Below are 16,622 nucleotides of genomic sequence, written 5' to 3' on the forward strand. Positions count from 1 at the left end.
TCCCTAACAGTGTCTTGAACTGACATTAGTTACATAGGGAAAGTGTCTTGGATCAGAAGCTGTAAAAACTGTAATGCAATGATGGCAATAAGCACTGATAAGTCCAAACCGCCCAATGGTGGAATGACTTTGCGTATTGGCGCTAAAAACGGCTCGGTTAGCTGATACAGAACATAGTCAACCGGAGACTGACCTTGTGACACCCAGCTCAAAATAGCGCGTAGTAGTAACACCCAGAACATTAACGACAGGGCTTCTTTTATCACACCAATTACTGACAAAATCGCAATGCCGACTGGGTTTAGACTACCGCCAAACATTAACCCTAGGGTTATTAGCTTGAGCGCGCATACCGCTACCGCTAACACAAAAGTAGCGGTGTCGAACCTGCCGATTGACGGAATAATACGGCGCAACGGCCCCACGATAGGGTGGGTTGCTTTTACTACAAATTGACTGAGTGGATTATAAAAATCTGCCTGAACCATTTGTAACCAAAGGCGCAGAATAACCACCATCAAATAAAGGCTAAATAAGGTATCAACCAAAAATACCGTTGCGTTCATGTTGTGTTTTTCCTAAAACGTTATAGCTGTTTTGCCATTTCTTCAGCACGTGCTACGGCGGCGCGCATCGACTTGCTGACAATATCTTTTAAACCTTCATTAATGAAAGTGTTAACGGCTTCTGCGGTAGTGCCGCCCTTAGACGTAACTTGGGCACGAAGCTCGCTTAATTCAAGGTCTGGGTTGTTACAAACCATTTCGGCTGCGCCTAACATCGCTTGTTGGACCATTAAGCGAGATTGCGCTTTGTCAAAGCCCATGTTCATGGCTTCTTCCTGCATATTTTGTAAGAACAAGAAGAAATAAGCTGGGCTGCTGCCCGCTGCGGCGATAACACCGTTAATACCCTCTTCTTTATCTACCCAAACGGTTTCGCCAACGCTGTTCATTACATCGTCAACGTATTGCCTGTCTGACTCAGAAACCGTGTCGTCGGCATACATCCCAGACATGCCTTTGCCTAACAAGCTCGGGGTGTTTGGCATAATACGAACAACAGGGTATTCACCACCTAGCATTTCTTGCAATCTGGCTACCGGCAGCCCAGCTGCAATGCTCATAAACAACTTGCCCGAAAGGTCATTGTTTTTCTGAAGCTCGCCGCACATATCGCCCATTATTTGTGGTTTTACCGCAAGGACTATGGCATCAGCGAATTGGCAGGCTTCATCATTAGATTGTGTGGTGTGAATACCAAACTCGGCCTTCAGGCCGTCTAACTTTGGTGTGGAAGGGTTTGCCGCAAGGATGTTTTCTTTCGCGTACCCAGATTTGATAAGACCACTGATGATGCTGCGGCTCATGTTACCCGCGCCAATAAATGCTAATTTTTTCTGTTGCATGTAAATCCTATTTGTTGGTTGCGTTTAAGTCTGTGTAGCGAGGCGAAGCGCTATCCGTTGGGTTAGCGCGCTAGTTTCGCTTACCGAAAATAGCGGTACCGATGCGCACCATAGTCGACCCGTGTTGAATCGCTTCTGTCATATCACTACTCATTCCTACGGATAGGGTATCAAAATTGCTCAATGATGTATGGTAGTGGTCGAATAATTCTTTTAGCTTAGACAGTGTGGCGCGCTGTTGTTCTTCACTAGGATCTGCTTTAGGAATGGTCATTAGCCCACGCAAGGTCAGGTGCTTTTGAGAGTTAATAAACTCCACTAGCGCATCTAATTCACTTAGGGCTACCCCTGACTTACTCTCTTCGTCATCAATATTAACCTGAATGCACACGTTTAACGGCGGCATTGAGTCAGGTCGCTGTTCGTTTAAGCGACGAGCAATTTTTTCTCTATCTACAGACTGAACCCAATCAAAGTGTTCGGCGACTACTTTGGTTTTATTCGATTGGATTGGACCAATCATGTGCCACTCTATATCGCTTAAGTGAGAAAGTTCCTGAACCTTTTCAACACCTTCCTGCACGTAATTTTCGCCGAACATACGTTGTCCGGCTTCATACGCTTCCATGATATCTGATACGGGTTTTGTTTTGCTAACCGCTAGCAATTTAACGGAATTTGGTGGACGATGTGCACTGGTAGCGGCTTGGTCTATTCCTTTTCGTGCGGAATCTAGTCTTTCTGCTATTGTTTGCATTATTCACCTTGTTTTGGAGAAGTGGTTGTGGATATTACCGAACTTTTGGCTTTCAGTGTTAAGAATAACGCCTCAGATTTACACTTATCAGCGGGCCTACCACCAATAATTCGTGTAGATGGCGAAATGCGTAAACTGAATGTGCCAGCCCTCGATCACAAGCAAGTACATGGTCTCGTTTATGAGATTATGAATGACATGCAGCGCAAAGAATACGAAGAAAACCTGGAAACCGATTTTTCTTTCGAAGTGAATGGCTTGTCGCGCTTTCGTGTTAACGCGTTTGTGCAAAACCGAGGCGCCGCGGCAGTATTACGTACTATCCCCAGTAAAGTATTAACCTTAGACGACCTTGGCGCGCCTGAAATTTTCAAGGAAATTATAAATCAGCCTACCGGCATTGTACTTGTGACAGGTGCCACCGGCTCGGGTAAAAGTACCACGCTTGCGGCCATGGTCGACCATATCAACACCCACAAGCGTGAACATATTCTCACCATTGAAGACCCTATCGAATTCGTGCACGACAACAAGCTTAGCTTGGTAAACCAGCGGGAAGTACACCGCGATACGCACTCGTTTAATAACGCACTGCGCTCGGCGCTTCGTGAAGACCCAGACGTAATTCTAGTCGGTGAGCTACGTGACTTAGAAACCATACGCCTTGCCATTTCAGCTGCCGAAACCGGCCATTTAGTATTCGGCACTCTTCACACCAACTCCGCACCAAAAACCATTGACCGTATTATCGATGTTTTCCCGGCAGAAGAAAAAGCCATGGTGCGTTCTATGTTGTCGGAATCATTGCGTGCGGTTATTTCACAGACACTGCTTAAGAAAGTAGGTGGGGGCCGAGTTGCGGCTCATGAAATCATGGTGGGGATCCCCGCTATTCGTAACCTTATTCGAGAAGATAAAGTGCCGCAAATGTACTCGGTTATTCAAACGGGCCAGGCTCACGGTATGCAAACTATGGATCAGTGTCTTCAGCGCTTAGTGGCGATGGGGGTTATCACCAAACAAGACGCCGCAGCAAAGTCAGTTGATAAACAGTCGATGAACAGTTTCTAGAGGCCAATATGTTAGATTCACTACTACAAAAAATGGTCGATACCAACGCATCGGATTTATTCGTAACGGCGGGGTTTCCGGTAAGTGCCAAAATTAACGGCAAGCTTACGCCAGTGACGGAAAGCGCGACCTCGGAAGAGGCATCGCTGGCGCTGGTTCACGAAGCGATGACTGAAAAACAGCAGAATGAGTTTCACACGACCAAAGAATGTAATTTCGCCATAGTACGAGAAGGCATTGGTCGTTTCCGCTGCTCTGCATTTTGGCAGCGTGACCAAGCGGGCATGGTGATTCGCCGCATCGTTACTCAAATTCCGAAAGCTGATGATTTGGGTCTGCCGCGAGTATTAAAAGAAATTATTATGGCTAAACGCGGTCTTGTTCTATTTGTAGGTGGAACAGGCACGGGTAAGTCCACGTCATTGGCTGCGCTTATTGGGCATAGAAATGAAAATTCGCACGGGCATATACTGACTATTGAAGACCCCATTGAATTTGTGCACGAGCATAAAAACTGTGTTATTACCCAGCGCGAGGTGGGCATAGATACTCAGTCTTTCGACGACGCCCTTAAAAGTTCGCTACGTCAGGCACCTGATGTCATTCTTATTGGTGAAATTCGTTCAATGGAAACCATGGAATATGCCATGTCGTTTGCTGATACAGGGCATTTGTGTGTGGCTACGCTGCACGCTAACAACGCGAACCAAGCTATTGAACGTATTATGCATTTAGCGCCGAAAGATCAGCACGATAAGTTGCGCTTTGACTTAAGCTTAAACATCCGCGCCATTGTTGCGCAGCAACTAGTACCTACGCCAGACGGCAAGGGTAGGGTTGCGGCAATAGAAATATTGCTAAACTCGCCGCTAGTGCGCGACCTAATACAGCGCAATGAAATAGGCGCGTTAAAAGAAGCAATGAAAAAAGGCAAAGAGCAGGGCATGCAGAGCTTTGATATGGCGCTGTATGATTTGTACAAAGCGGGTAAGATTGATATGGACCAAGCGCTGCACCACGCCGACTCGCCTAATGACCTGCGCTTAATGATCAAGCTTGATACCAGCGACGGTTCTAGCTTAGGTACACTGTCAAATGTATCTATTGATATGGATGACTAATTGCTTTCGCTTTATGCTGAAATCCCTTTAGGGGGAGCTGCATTTGAAACGCTTACTGAAATAAAGCAGTAGAGAGACACGTTTTTCTCGCATGATGAGCAGCCCACGGGCTGCTTTTGTGTTTAACAAGAGGGTAGCCATTGAAAAAACTCTTCACTTCACAAGACGCTTTTGAACTTCAAGCGGTTCGCAGCGAGCTTGATGCTTTATCTATTCCTTATATGGTAAAAAATGAGTTTGCCAGTGGCGCAATCGGAGAGCTGCCTTGGCAAGATTCTCAGCAAGAAGTGTGGCTTGTTGACGATAGCTGGTATGCAAGAGCGTCGAAAGTTATTGAGCTCTTCATTCAGAAATCAAACGATAAGGCAGTATCTAGTGAAGATTGGATTTGTGGTGAGTGCAGTGAACAAAACGGGGCTGCTTTTGATGTCTGCTGGCAGTGTGGGGCAGAAAAGTAATAACAGCAAGAGCCAGCAGCATACAAAGGTCAACAGGCCCTAACAATTATTCGTACTGACTCTCGCTCCAGCTAGCGAATATTACGCATGCCGACACACTATCAACCTTATCTTTAGTCAGTTTCTTATAGCCACCTAACTCAAACAGCATGGCTTTAGCGTCTGTGGTAGTCAGTCGCTCATCACAGGTGTCAACGGCCACTTTAAAACGCCCATGTAGACGGTTTGCAAATTTGCGGGCGCGTTGAGTTATCTCCTGCTCAGTACCATCCATATTAAGCGGTAAACCCACCACCACGATATGCGGTTGCCATTCTTCGTAAAGCTTTTCTATTAACGTCCAGTCAGGAATACCGTCTCGTGCCTTCAGCGCTGCAAGAGGGGAAGCCGTACCGGTAATTTCCTGACCTACCGCCACGCCAATGCTTTTGGTACCAAAATCAAACGCAAGTACCGTACGATTTCCTATATCAGGCATGCCCCGCTCCCGGTGCTAGCTGCCATACATCCACACCGAGTTTATTTACTGTTGCTTGCCATTTCTTGTGCATAGGCGTGTTAAACAGAATTTCTTCGTCAGCTTCGATGGTGAGCCATGCGTTTTCCTGCATTTCCCTCTCAAGCTGACCGGCTGTCCAGCCCGCGTACCCCAAAGCAATCAAAACGTCTTCAGGGCCTTCATCATTGGCAATAGCAGTCAAAATGTCCTTGGAGGTGGTCACCATAACCCCTGGCGCAAGCTTTAAGCTAGATGCCCACTCTCTTTGCGACGAGTGCAGCACAAATCCTCGCTCTTGGCTTACAGGACCGCCAGCCAGCACGATTTGCTCTGCTTTGTCGTCAGACACAGTGAGTTCTTTATCAGTCTGTTCAAGAAGCTGCTTCACGTTCATGGTAGAGGGTTGATTTACTACAATACCCATAGCACCTTCAGCGTTGTGTTCACAAATATAAATGAGTGAGCGAGAAAAATACGGATCGTCCAAACTAGGCATCGCGACCAGAAAATGATTTTGTAGGCTTTTTAATTCCGTCATAGTTTGTCTTTTATCTACTATCTTTTGCTCTGTGAGGGCCTTTACACTATTGAAGCTAAAGGCGCTCTATCCACTCATATTTGCTTTTTACGATACGAACTGCACTGTGTTACCAATACAACCTTACTCTATTTACTGGCTAAGCGCTTTTCAATGGCGTCAAACAGCGCACCCATTATATTAACATCGTAAGCTGCTTCTATTTCTCTTACGCAAGTTGGGCTAGTAATGTTTATTTCAGTAATTTTGCTGCCAATAACATCAAGTCCTACAAATAAAATGTTATTTTCCTTGAGCGTTGGCGCGATGGCTTCGGCTAGGGCGCGGTCAGAATCTGAGATTGGCTGAGGGCGTCCTGTACCGCCAGCGGCTAGGTTACCTCTGGTTTCCCCTTTTGTAGGCAGTCGCGCTAAGCAATACGGCATGACTTCACCGTCAACGATGAGTACGCGCTTGTCGCCGTCTTTAATCTCTGGAAGGTACTCTTGTACCATCATGTAGCGCGTGCCTAACTTGGTTAGGGTTTCAATAATAACGCCTAAGTTATTGCCATCAGGCTTCACTCTAAAGATAGACGCGCCACCCATACCGTCTAAGGGTTTGCAAATAATGTCTTGGTGCTTGGCGTGAAACTCACGGATAAGCGCTTGGTTGTTCGTGACTAAGGTATTGGGAATGTGTTCTGGGAAGTACGACGTAAACAGCTTCTCGTTGTAGTCGCGAAGCGCTTGAGGGTTATTTACAACTAGCGCTCCCGCGTCCTGCGCAAGCGACAGCACCTGAGTCGCATACAAAAACTCGCTGTCAAAAGGAGGATCTTTGCGCATGAGTAACACATCAACGTCGCCTAAATACAACGTAGACTCGTCTTCAATGGTGTAGAAATCTGTAGCTTGATCCTTGACCGATACGGTTTTACCTAAACCCATAGGCTTACCATTGTCTAAATACAGGTCTTTTAATTCAAAATATACAACCTTTGCACCGCGGCGCTGAGCTTCAAGCATCATCGCAAAGCTTGTATCTTTATGTGGCTTAATGCTCGCGATGGGGTCCATAATTACGCCAACGGTATATTGCATAATGTTTTCACCTTGAATGTTGATAAAATGCCGGCTCAGATGGCCTAGCTGATTGTAAACTTATATGGGGGCACACCTGAATTCTTCAAGTTACTGAGCTAGCACTATGCTTGCTATATAGCTGCCTAAAATACTGACTTAGAAGTCGCCGTGCTGAGCTTGAAGAATACTTAGGCTTGTAATCGCTGCTGTCTCGGTGCGCAAAATACGTGGGCCCAAACTTACCGACTGATAGCCGTTTTCGTTTGCCTGATGAATTTCTGTTTCAGATAACCCACCTTCAGGGCCAATAAGCAAACGAAAGCCTTGAGCATTATAAGGTTGTCTTGCCAAACTTTGTTCAGCGCCCGGTGCGAGAACTAATCTTGTGGTATTGGTTGAAGACGACAACCATTGATTAAGACTAACCGGGGCGTTGAGCGCGGGAATAATGTTGCGACCGCTTTGTTCACAGGCGCCAATAATGATCTTCTGCCATTGCTGAATTTTCTTTTCCCAGCGCGACTCGTCGAGTTTAACCGTACAGCGTTCAGTGATCACGGGCGTTATTTCTGATACGCCAAGTTCCACGCTTTTTTGTAGCACGGTATCCATTCTATCGCCTTTAGATACCCCTTGACCTAAGTGCAAATGAAGCGGGGACTCTTTCGCTAGCGATAAACAAGCGTCGGCTTCAACCGTCACTTTTTTTCTTTGAACGCTAATAATTTGCGCACTGTATTCATTGCCGTCGCCATTAAAAAGTACAATAGGGCGATTGGGCTTTATGCGCAGTACCGTCGCGATGTGATGACCGGCGTCTTCAGTTAACTCAAACTCTTGTTCTAACGGGATTGGATTGGGGTAATAAACTCTTGGTATACGCATAGCAAATCAGATGTGTAGTTTTAACGCGTATAATACGTGTGTGGATACAGGTTGCAATGCTGTCGACAACATCGCGTAAGTAAATATGCAAAAACTTACGCAAACGACAGCATGCTGCCTATTTAAGAATCACATGACTCACTCTCTAGGCCGCGGAAGGCGAAGAGTTTCTCGAAGTAGATTTCAACACGTTGGATGAAGACTTCGATTGGGCTGCTGGGCGGTAGTCCGCTCTTGCGTACTTAGTATGTTTTCCTTTATCGGTGCGCAGTGAATATAAAAATAAACACAAAACCACCGAAAACAGGGTTATGAGAAGCAACATGCGTTAATCCTTTACGTGACATAGTTTGCTAAAGCTCCTTCATGAAGTTGCTCAACACACACTGATGAGGCGTAGTGAACAGTCAACTTTCATGAGACTTTAGTCTAAAACTTTGAGGCTAAAAAATCATCAAAAAAAATGTCTTATAACTCGGTAACTTCCAAAAAATGGAAAAGAAACACAAAGCGCATTTAAGCTTCGTGATGAAGGATGCGCTTGTTGAGTGACAAGCGTGTGACAAGCGAATAAAAAGTGTTCATTTTTTGTTTTTTCATTCTAGCGACTGTGTGCCACCTATACGGCATAGAAACTTGTCGATTTAGAGCCACTACACCGTCAAACATCCGTCTTGCCTAGATGGCCAACAAACCGCGGCAAAAATGTACAGAAAAGGACAGTAGATCCTAAAGTAAAACAAATGAATTTCCTCTACTTTTGTATAATGCTAACGCTTTTAAACACCTATGTAGCTTAGACTTTAGAGCAAATTTACTGTGTTTGAGCCCATATTATATTGGTCTTAAATCAAATAGCTGCTACCGTATTTGAGCAATTATCAACTAACCATGACAAGGACCATATTATGGAAGAAAAACTTTCGCTTTTTTCTGCAAGCGATGTTGAAAGGTACATAAACGATTACGCCATCCCGTGGGGGATTAACATTCTGATGGCAATCGCGATTTATGTAATAGGTAGGATCGTAGTTGGATTCATTTTATCTGTATTTAGACGCCTAATGGCCAAGTCTAAATACGACAACATGCTAGTGGACTTCCTGGAAGCTATCCTTAGCGCCATTCTAATGCTGTTTGTTATTGTCGCTTCGCTTGATCAGCTAGGCGTAGATACAACGTCATTAGTTGCTATATTAGGTGCTGCTGGTTTAGCTATTGGTTTGTCATTGCAAGACTCGCTTAAGAACTTTGCAGCTGGCGTAATGCTTCTGGTTTTCAAACCATTTAAAGCGGGTGATTTTGTCGAAGCTGCAGGTACTGCTGGTTCGATTGTTAAGATTGGTATTTTCACCACAACAATGAACACACCAGACAATAAAGAAATTATTGTTCCTAATGGCAACATCTACGGTGGCAACATCACTAACTATTCAGCAAGAGACACGCGTCGTGTAGACATGGTTGTTGGTATTGGTTACGACGCTGACCTTCTTAAAGCGAAAAGAATTCTTGAAGAAATGGTGGCGGCTGATGAGCGTATTCTTGCAGAGCCAGCGCCTAAAATTGCAGTATCTGAACTGGCCGACAGCAGCGTGAACTTTATTGTTCGTCCATGGGTGAATTCTGCCGATTTCTGGGGTGTTAAATTCGACTTCACTGAAAACGTTAAACTGCGTTTTGATGAAGAAGGTATTTCAATTCCATTCCCACAAATGGATGTACATCTTCACAAAGCAGACAGCGAATAATTTCGTTGGTATCAGACAAAAAACGCTGCATTTCGCAGCGTTTTTTTTATCCTAAGATTAAGTGCGACGTAACACGCCGCGATTACGAACATTTTAACTCTCGATGAGCGGGTAATGACCTATACGAAATGGTATTACTTACTTTTAGCGACAGTTCGGGCGGTAAGCAGTAGCTTGATAGTCTGCATAGGCGTTAGGCATGTTCGCTTGTAAATTATCAATTCTGGTTTGAGGTGCTGGGTGAGTCGACAAAAGTTCCATTGGGCGGTTGCCGCCGCTTGCTGAGTCCATGTTTTGCCACAAGTTTACAGATTGTCTTGGGTCAAACCCAGACTTCGCCATTAGCTGAAGACCAATGACATCGGCTTCAGATTCATGAGTTCGGCTAAAAGGAAGTTGGACACCGACTTGAACACCTAATCCGATCGCAGCCATGATGGGACCCGACTGAGGCACTTCATTCGCGGCTAAAACTTGGCCTACCGCCTGACTGCCCATATTTATCAATGTTGACTGCGACATTCTCTCATTACCATGCTCTGCAATAACATGACCTACTTCATGGCCAATGACAGCAGCAAGTTGATGCTGGTTTTCTGCAACGTTGAGCAAGCCTGTATAGACACCAATTTTTCCACCGGGTAGCGCAAATGCGTTAACTTGTTCATCGTCGAATACAACGACTTCCCATTGACCATTGAATACCGTGGCTGGTACTTGAGCAGTGATGGCATTTGCAACGCATTCTACGTAAGAATTTTGAACCGCTTTATTCGAAATTTTTAATTCTTCTTTCATGCCCGTGAATGCCTGATCACCCATTTGCGCGAGCTGAGTTTCAGAATAGAGCAACACTTGATTTCTACCCGTAGGAGATGTTGCACAGGCTGTTAAAGTAAGCGCTGCGGCAATAACTGCCGAAGCTGTGAATTTCAATTTCATGGTTAATCCTTTTTTATCACTGAATGTTCTCGCTTCGCTCACTTTTGCGCGCTAAAGCACAATCCCATTCAGTTTATACGTCTATTTGGCAATATTAGTATCAGATAGTGCTTATAAATAAAACTATACCTTTGAAAAAGCGAAGCGTGTTCCGCTGTTAAGCTAAACCGTTTTTCCTTACACGCATTAGGATATTTGAAATATATGCTTACAATTGCATGAACGAAGTGTGATTACTTTGAGCCTACTGCTCCGTGCTGTCCATATTTAAAGCGGCGTGTGTGCCATCTATTGTTATAGAAAAGTTACGCGCTTTTGCCTATTTAATATTTGTGTCATAAACTGATTCTAATTTATACATAGAAGTTACATAAAATTTCTGGTGTACTAAGGTTAGGGATCCCTGTTTTCTTCCTTCGCTTTGCGAGAACAAGGTGGAAAAATCCTTGGGTTTCTCGAGCCTCATAACGTACGACAAAAATACAAATAAAAAGGAAATCAAATGGCAGTGCGTAATAAGTTTAAATACGGGTTACTTGCATTTTTAGTATCAGCGGCGCTCACGGGATGTGGCCTTGATGGTGACGACGGTGCGCAGGGCGAAACAGGAGCTCAAGGACCTCAGGGTGATCAAGGTGACCCAGGGACAGACGGAAGTGATGGTACCGATGCGTCAATCGGCATTGCAATGGATATCGTTGGTCGTGCTTTCTTAGGCAATCAAACGGCCGCAGAAATTGTTCAATACCACGCTGAGACCAATACGATTTACGCGACAAACGGCGAGACGAATACAATAGCAGTTATTGATGCCTCTAGCGTAAGCACGGCCACTATGGCTGATCCGATAAACACCACTACGCTAACGCTTACCACTATCGCACTGCCTGCCGATATAAATGGTGTGACTTTAGGTAGCTTAACAAGTATTGCGGTTAGCGGTGACCTTATGGCTGTAGCTGTACCTACAGACGTTAAAACTGATAACGGTTATGTGTTGTTCTACAACGGGCTAGACAGTTCTGCTCCAGCCTTTTTGGATTCTGTCGAGGTTGGCGCACTACCGGATATGGTCACTTTTACGCCAGATGGTGGCAAAGTGTTGGTAGCGAACGAGGGTGAGCCTTCTGATGACTACACCATTGACCCTGAAGGTTCTGTTAGCGTCATTAATATTCTTGCAAGTGGTGAGCCAGAAGAAACGGGGACGACCGTTGGCTTTACTGCTCTAAACGGTACTGAAGCAGATTTGATGGCGCAGGGAATGATGTTTCCTAACCCAGCAGGACGCACGATTAACGGCACAGCTATTACCTCAACGGTAGCGAAAGATCTGGAACCAGAATACATCACCGCTACTAACGACGTTGCATACGTTAGTCTTCAGGAAAACAATGGCCTTGCGATTATTGACTTGGAAGAGTTAACGGTAGATGTCGTCGGCCTAGGAACTAAGTCTTGGGCTGGACTTAATATTGATATCCAAGAAAATGATGCGGTGAGTTTTGGTCAGTACACAGGTATTTATGGTGTATACCAGCCTGATACCATTGCTAATTTTACGTGGAAGGATGCGACTTTCATTCTTACCGCTAACGAAGGCGATGCCCGTGAGTACTTCTTTGACGCTGCTGATGAGGCGGCATGTACTGCTGCAGGTGGTGTTGATTTTGACGAAGATGCTGGCTGTCTAGCTTATACAGACGAAGTTAAAGTAGAAGATCTTACCGCTGCCGCCAACTCTGAATTAGCTATGCTACAGGCGACAGGTGAAGCGGACGACTTACGTGTAACTTCAGCTATGGGTGATGCTGACGGAAACGGCGAGTACGATGCAGCGTACGCTTACGGTGCACGTTCATTCACAATCTGGGATCAAAACGGTTTAGTGGTTTATGACTCGGGTGATGATTTTGAACGTATTACAGCGTCGGTTCATGGGGCGCAGTTCAACAATGGTGACGATGAAAATGCAAGCGACTCGCGCTCAGAGAATAAAGGTCCAGAGCCAGAAGCGTTAACCGTGGGTCAAGTTGGCGATCGCACTTACGCGTTTATCGGCACAGAGCGCATGGGCGGTATTTTCGTATACGACGTTACTAACCCTTATGACGTTCAATTTGCAGAATATGTAATTAACCGTGACCTAACCGAAGGTTTGACAAGCGACGATGTCATTGGTGACTTAGCGCCAGAAAGCCTGGTTTTTGTTAGCGCTGAAGACAGCCCAAGTGGTGTGCCTCTTCTTGTAGTAGGCAACGAAGTTAGCGGCACAGTAACGGTGTGGCAAATCAACCAGCTGTAAGCTCCCGCATTGATTACATGAAACCCCGCTTTGAAGCGGGGTTTTTTATTGGTAGCTTGCCAGACCTTCCCGAAGGCCGAGTTTAACGTGTCCTTACTCTTTGTTGTGTCACCTTGATGTAGAGCCACTATACCTGCGAAAACACGCCACGGTTACGAACATTTTAAGTCTCGCTGAGTGGGTAATTATCTATGCGGGCTGGTATTAAACGGAGGAATAGAACTTTCCTTGCGTTCACTATGGTTACACCGTTTAAGGATTAAGGTAAGCTATAACCCATAAAACGCAGTCGTATTTTTAAAGGTAAATACGATTAGGCTCAATTGCACTGGTATAGATGCGTTTAGGACACAGAGTAACGCAATGCTCAATACCACCGTAGTGCTATCAAATAATAGAGAATGCCTATGTCTCAGCAAGTTGTGATTAGTGGTGTGGGTGTATGGCACCCTAAAGACAGTATAACTAACGAAGAGCTAGTAGATAGCTACAATGCTTACGTAGATGCGTTTAACGAAGAAAATAAAGCGCAAATCGAATCAGGTGATGTAGCAGCAATGCCTTATTCAAGTGCAGAGTTCATCGAAAAAGCATCAGGAATTAAAAGTCGCTACATCTATCAAAAAGAGGGTGCGCTAGACATCACTCGAATGAAGCCTAAGATTGCCCCTCGAGCAGATGACGAACTTTCTCACCAAGCCGAAATTGCCGTCGAAGCAGCCAAGTTAGCTCTGGCATCCGCCAATGTTACGGCCGATGAAATTGATGCTGTGATTGTGTCGTGTGCATACACCCAGCGTGCTTATCCTGCGATTGCAATTGAAGTACAAGAAGCTCTTAATATTGAAGGGTTTGGTTTCGATATGCTAGTTGCTTGTTCTGCAGCAACGTTCGGTATGCATCGCGCCTATGAAATGCTGAGCGCGAAAAATGCGACTCGCGTGTTGGTTATTAACCCTGAGTTGGTCTCACCGCAAATTAACTACGCTGATCGCGACAGTCACTTTATTTTTGGCGATGTGGCTACGGCGACGGTGCTTGAGCTTGCTGAAACCGCCAAAAGTGAGCACGTGTACGACGTGCTAAGCACCAAAGCATTGACGAAATTCTCAAACAATATTCGTTCAAATTTTGGCTACATGACACGTGCCGAAGACGTTGATCCGTATGGACCTGATAAGCTGTTCCATCAAGCGGGTCGCAAAGTTTTCAAGGAAGTGTGTCCATTGGCAGCAGCGCATATTGAAGCGCATTTAGCGAGTCACGGCATTACGCCAGAAGGCGTCAAGCGTTGGTGGCTTCACCAAGCTAATATCAATATGAACACCTTGATTTGCAAACGCCTGTTAGGTCGCGATGCTGACCGTACCGAAGCGCCAATTGTGTTGGACGAGTATGCCAACACGGCTTCTGCGGGTTCTGTGATTGCGTTTGGTTTAAACCATGAAGACCTGGTTGCCGGTGACGTGGGAGTACTTTGCTCTTTCGGTGCAGGGTATTCAATTGGCTCACTAGTGATCCGTAAACGATAGTTTTTATCATAGCGCGGGCGATGCCTGCGCACCGTACCTAGCTGAAAACGTTATGTGCTGTATATCGAAGGTTTCAGGGACGTTGCATCAATGCGCCTCCCTGTATTTCATCTCCTAAATAATGATAATAAAGGTGAGATAAAAGGATGATTTCAGATGTAGGCTATGGGTTAAATAGTCTGGCGCACTTAGCCCTTTTATTGCTGTTGTTAACGGTACGCAAACCCGGCGTAGCCAAGCATTTATTGGTATTGGCGACCGCAGCCACCTTTTTATGGTCTACAACCTTAATCACTTCGCTATTTGGACCTATCTCGCTAAGCTGGTTACTCAGCGCTGACGTGCTTAAGCAGCTCGCATGGCTACTCTTTTTGGCTGGCTGTATACAGACCAGCTTTAGTAATATCTTCGACGTTCTAAAACGACCAGTAACGTTAATTATTATTGCCCCCGCACTAGCAGCATTGCTCGCCCCTTATCTATTGGTAGTAAATCCCGCGTGGAGCTTTCTTGTACTGATCGTGCTGTCATTAGAAGTGCTTGTTCTTCTGGAAGTTGTGTATCGACAGGCGGGGCGTGAGCAGTGGGCGTTTAAACCCATTATTATTTATCTGGGAGCAACCAACCTGTTTGAGTTCGTTACCTATGCAAACGCTACCATGGTAAACCAGGTGGAAATTGGCTACATAGCGGCACGAGGCTATATTTACTTCTTGTTAATGCCCTTACTCGTCATATCGATTCGACGAATTCATCACTGGGGCATTGATATCTTTATCTCGCGGGACGTAGTGTTGCACAGCTCTCTACTCTTAGTGGCGGGCGGTTATCTTTTTGTGATGGCTGTTGTCGGCTACGCCATAAATTATATGGGAGGCAACTGGGGAGCGACGGTTCAAATCATATTGGTTGTGATGTCATTCGCATTGCTCGCCACGGTATTCTTGTCCAACGGCTTTCGCACTAAGATAAAAGTATTTATCACTAAACATTTCTTTGCGAATCAGTTCGACTACCGCGTTGAATGGGTGAAATTAACGCAGTGGTTAACACGTGCAGGGGATACCTCATCAGATGTTTACCACGCTGGCCTAACAGGAATGCTTAACGCCATTCAATATGAGTCAGGTCTGCTGTTTAAAGTAACGCAGAATGGCTATGAATGCGTGGCTAAGGCGTCACCTATTACAAACACTGCGTCAACAGATAACAATGAATCGTCAACTGATTCGAAAGAAAACAACGCTACCTGTACAACGTTGGAAACGCTTGCAAGTTACAGCGACAAAAATGGCTGGATCATTGATACGGACGCCTACCTCGTCAAACCATTCGATTACGAGGGGTTAAAGCTAGATAGAGATGCACTAAAAGCATGGGGCTACCAACTCTTCGTGCCTTTCTTAAAAGAGGGTAAACTGTGGGGATTTGCTGTTCTCGCGTCAGGAGACAATGAAAAAATCACTTTAAATTGGGAAGTGAAAGACTATCTAACCGCCGTATCTGAGCAAGTAGGCACGTACATGCAGCACCACGAGGCCGCTCAAGTGGTGGCAGAAAACGCCCAGTTTGCGGCATTCAATCGAATGTCTGCGTTCGTTTTACATGACTTAAAAAATGTACTAGCTCAAGTCGACCTTATTCTTGCCAATGCTCAACAGCATAAACATAACCCTGAATTTATCGAAGACACCTTCGAAACCTTGGAGCATACTAAGGCAAGAATGGAAAAAATGCTCAAGCAGCTGACTGATAAGAAGGCCGTTGAAGAAGGTGTAAACTCAGAATTTTTGATTTCGGAGCTGGCCAAAGATGTGGTCAACAACCGCTGTTCAGGTTTACGTCCGCTACCAACAGTTCATGTGCTAAAAGAAACGGCCGTGACGGTTGATAAGGATAAGGTGGCAAACGTGCTTTATCACCTAATCAGCAACGCTCAGCAGGCAACCGCAGATGACGGAGAAGTCGACGTGGTGATTACTGGAAATTCTGACAACAAATCGCAGCTTGTTTTGATAGAAGATACAGGGTCAGGTATGGATAAAGCGTTTATTGAAGAGCGACTATTCAAGCCATTTGATACCACGAAAGGCAATGCTGGTATGGGGATTGGTGCATATGATGCAAAAACATATATCGAGTCTATCGGTGGCAAACTAACTGTTCAAAGTGAACCTGGACGCGGTAGCTGTTTTACGCTGTATTTTCCGATAGGATAGGGTGTATAACTAAAAAGTGGATATTATCAAATCCACTCCCTTTCGATGGATGAAGTAGAATAATAGGATGAT

At 45.3% G+C, this 16,622-nt stretch carries 15 protein-coding genes; 7 read left to right on the forward strand and 8 right to left on the reverse strand.

Translation table 11 applies throughout. The features are described from left to right. Window positions 1-29: 29 nt before the first annotated feature. From AC0J2X_RS00795 to AC0J2X_RS00805, 3 genes are all read right to left on the reverse strand, one after another. A complete protein-coding gene (locus AC0J2X_RS00795; protein WP_014977243.1) occupies window positions 30-566 on the reverse strand; it encodes a YggT family protein in 537 nt (178 codons plus the stop codon). A 20-nt stretch (window positions 567-586) separates the two neighbouring features. Continuing rightward, entirely contained in the window at window positions 587-1,408 is an 822-nt protein-coding gene (gene proC, locus AC0J2X_RS00800) for a pyrroline-5-carboxylate reductase (RefSeq protein ID WP_014950466.1), read from the reverse strand. Between the two features lie 70 nt (window positions 1,409-1,478). Further along, window positions 1,479-2,165, reverse strand: a complete 687-nt coding sequence (locus tag AC0J2X_RS00805) for a YggS family pyridoxal phosphate-dependent enzyme (protein WP_014977242.1) — start codon at window positions 2,163-2,165, stop codon at window positions 1,479-1,481. A 27-nt stretch (window positions 2,166-2,192) separates the two neighbouring features. Here AC0J2X_RS00805 and AC0J2X_RS00810 point away from each other — a divergent pair, with 27 nt between their 5' ends. From AC0J2X_RS00810 to AC0J2X_RS00820, 3 genes are all read left to right on the forward strand, one after another. Then, window positions 2,193-3,236, forward strand: a complete 1,044-nt coding sequence (locus tag AC0J2X_RS00810) for a type IV pilus twitching motility protein PilT (protein WP_014950464.1) — start codon at window positions 2,193-2,195, stop codon at window positions 3,234-3,236. Between the two features lie 8 nt (window positions 3,237-3,244). Next, entirely contained in the window at window positions 3,245-4,357 is a 1,113-nt protein-coding gene (locus AC0J2X_RS00815; protein WP_014977241.1) for a PilT/PilU family type 4a pilus ATPase, read from the forward strand. A 140-nt stretch (window positions 4,358-4,497) separates the two neighbouring features. Further along, complete coding sequence (locus AC0J2X_RS00820; protein ID WP_039227917.1) at window positions 4,498-4,815, forward strand: putative signal transducing protein; 318 nt, start codon at window positions 4,498-4,500, stop codon at window positions 4,813-4,815. Window positions 4,816-4,861: 46 nt separating this feature from the next. On the opposite strand, the gene ruvX is transcribed toward AC0J2X_RS00820, so the two are convergent. The 4 genes from ruvX to AC0J2X_RS00840 form a co-directional block, all read right to left on the reverse strand. Next, window positions 4,862-5,293, reverse strand: a complete 432-nt coding sequence (ruvX, locus tag AC0J2X_RS00825) for a Holliday junction resolvase RuvX (RefSeq protein ID WP_069944777.1) — start codon at window positions 5,291-5,293, stop codon at window positions 4,862-4,864. Beyond that, a complete protein-coding gene (locus tag AC0J2X_RS00830; RefSeq protein ID WP_061095728.1) occupies window positions 5,286-5,852 on the reverse strand; it encodes a YqgE/AlgH family protein in 567 nt (188 codons plus the stop codon). The genes ruvX and AC0J2X_RS00830 overlap by 8 nt, the downstream gene beginning before the upstream one ends. Before the next feature lie 128 nt (window positions 5,853-5,980). Then, window positions 5,981-6,934: a glutathione synthase gene (gene gshB / locus AC0J2X_RS00835; protein ID WP_049586041.1), complete on the reverse strand. Its 954-nt coding sequence runs from the start codon at window positions 6,932-6,934 to the stop codon at window positions 5,981-5,983. A gap of 138 nt (window positions 6,935-7,072) precedes the next feature. Next, the gene (locus AC0J2X_RS00840) at window positions 7,073-7,801 is read right to left on the reverse strand and encodes a 16S rRNA (uracil(1498)-N(3))-methyltransferase (protein WP_014980069.1); all 729 of its coding nucleotides are present in this window, start codon (window positions 7,799-7,801) and stop codon (window positions 7,073-7,075) included. A gap of 908 nt (window positions 7,802-8,709) precedes the next feature. On the opposite strand from AC0J2X_RS00840, the gene AC0J2X_RS00845 reads away from it, so the two are divergent. Next, window positions 8,710-9,552: a mechanosensitive ion channel family protein gene (locus AC0J2X_RS00845; RefSeq protein WP_014950457.1), complete on the forward strand. Its 843-nt coding sequence runs from the start codon at window positions 8,710-8,712 to the stop codon at window positions 9,550-9,552. Window positions 9,553-9,696: 144 nt separating this feature from the next. On the opposite strand, the gene AC0J2X_RS00850 is transcribed toward AC0J2X_RS00845, so the two are convergent. Continuing rightward, entirely contained in the window at window positions 9,697-10,494 is a 798-nt protein-coding gene (locus AC0J2X_RS00850) for a M48 family metallopeptidase (RefSeq protein ID WP_278712012.1), read from the reverse strand. A gap of 502 nt (window positions 10,495-10,996) precedes the next feature. On the opposite strand from AC0J2X_RS00850, the gene AC0J2X_RS00855 reads away from it, so the two are divergent. From AC0J2X_RS00855 to prsK, 3 genes are all read left to right on the forward strand, one after another. Next, window positions 10,997-12,799 (forward strand): choice-of-anchor I family protein, encoded by a 1,803-nt coding sequence (locus AC0J2X_RS00855; protein ID WP_472995679.1) that lies wholly within the window; start codon window positions 10,997-10,999, stop codon window positions 12,797-12,799. A gap of 407 nt (window positions 12,800-13,206) precedes the next feature. Then, a complete protein-coding gene (locus AC0J2X_RS00860; protein ID WP_472995680.1) occupies window positions 13,207-14,331 on the forward strand; it encodes a beta-ketoacyl-ACP synthase III in 1,125 nt (374 codons plus the stop codon). 146 nt (window positions 14,332-14,477) lie between these two features. Further along, entirely contained in the window at window positions 14,478-16,550 is a 2,073-nt protein-coding gene (prsK, locus tag AC0J2X_RS00865; protein ID WP_278346371.1) for an XrtA/PEP-CTERM system histidine kinase PrsK, read from the forward strand. Window positions 16,551-16,622 lie beyond the last annotated feature (72 nt).

The organism is Alteromonas sp. R7 (genome assembly GCF_055755235.1).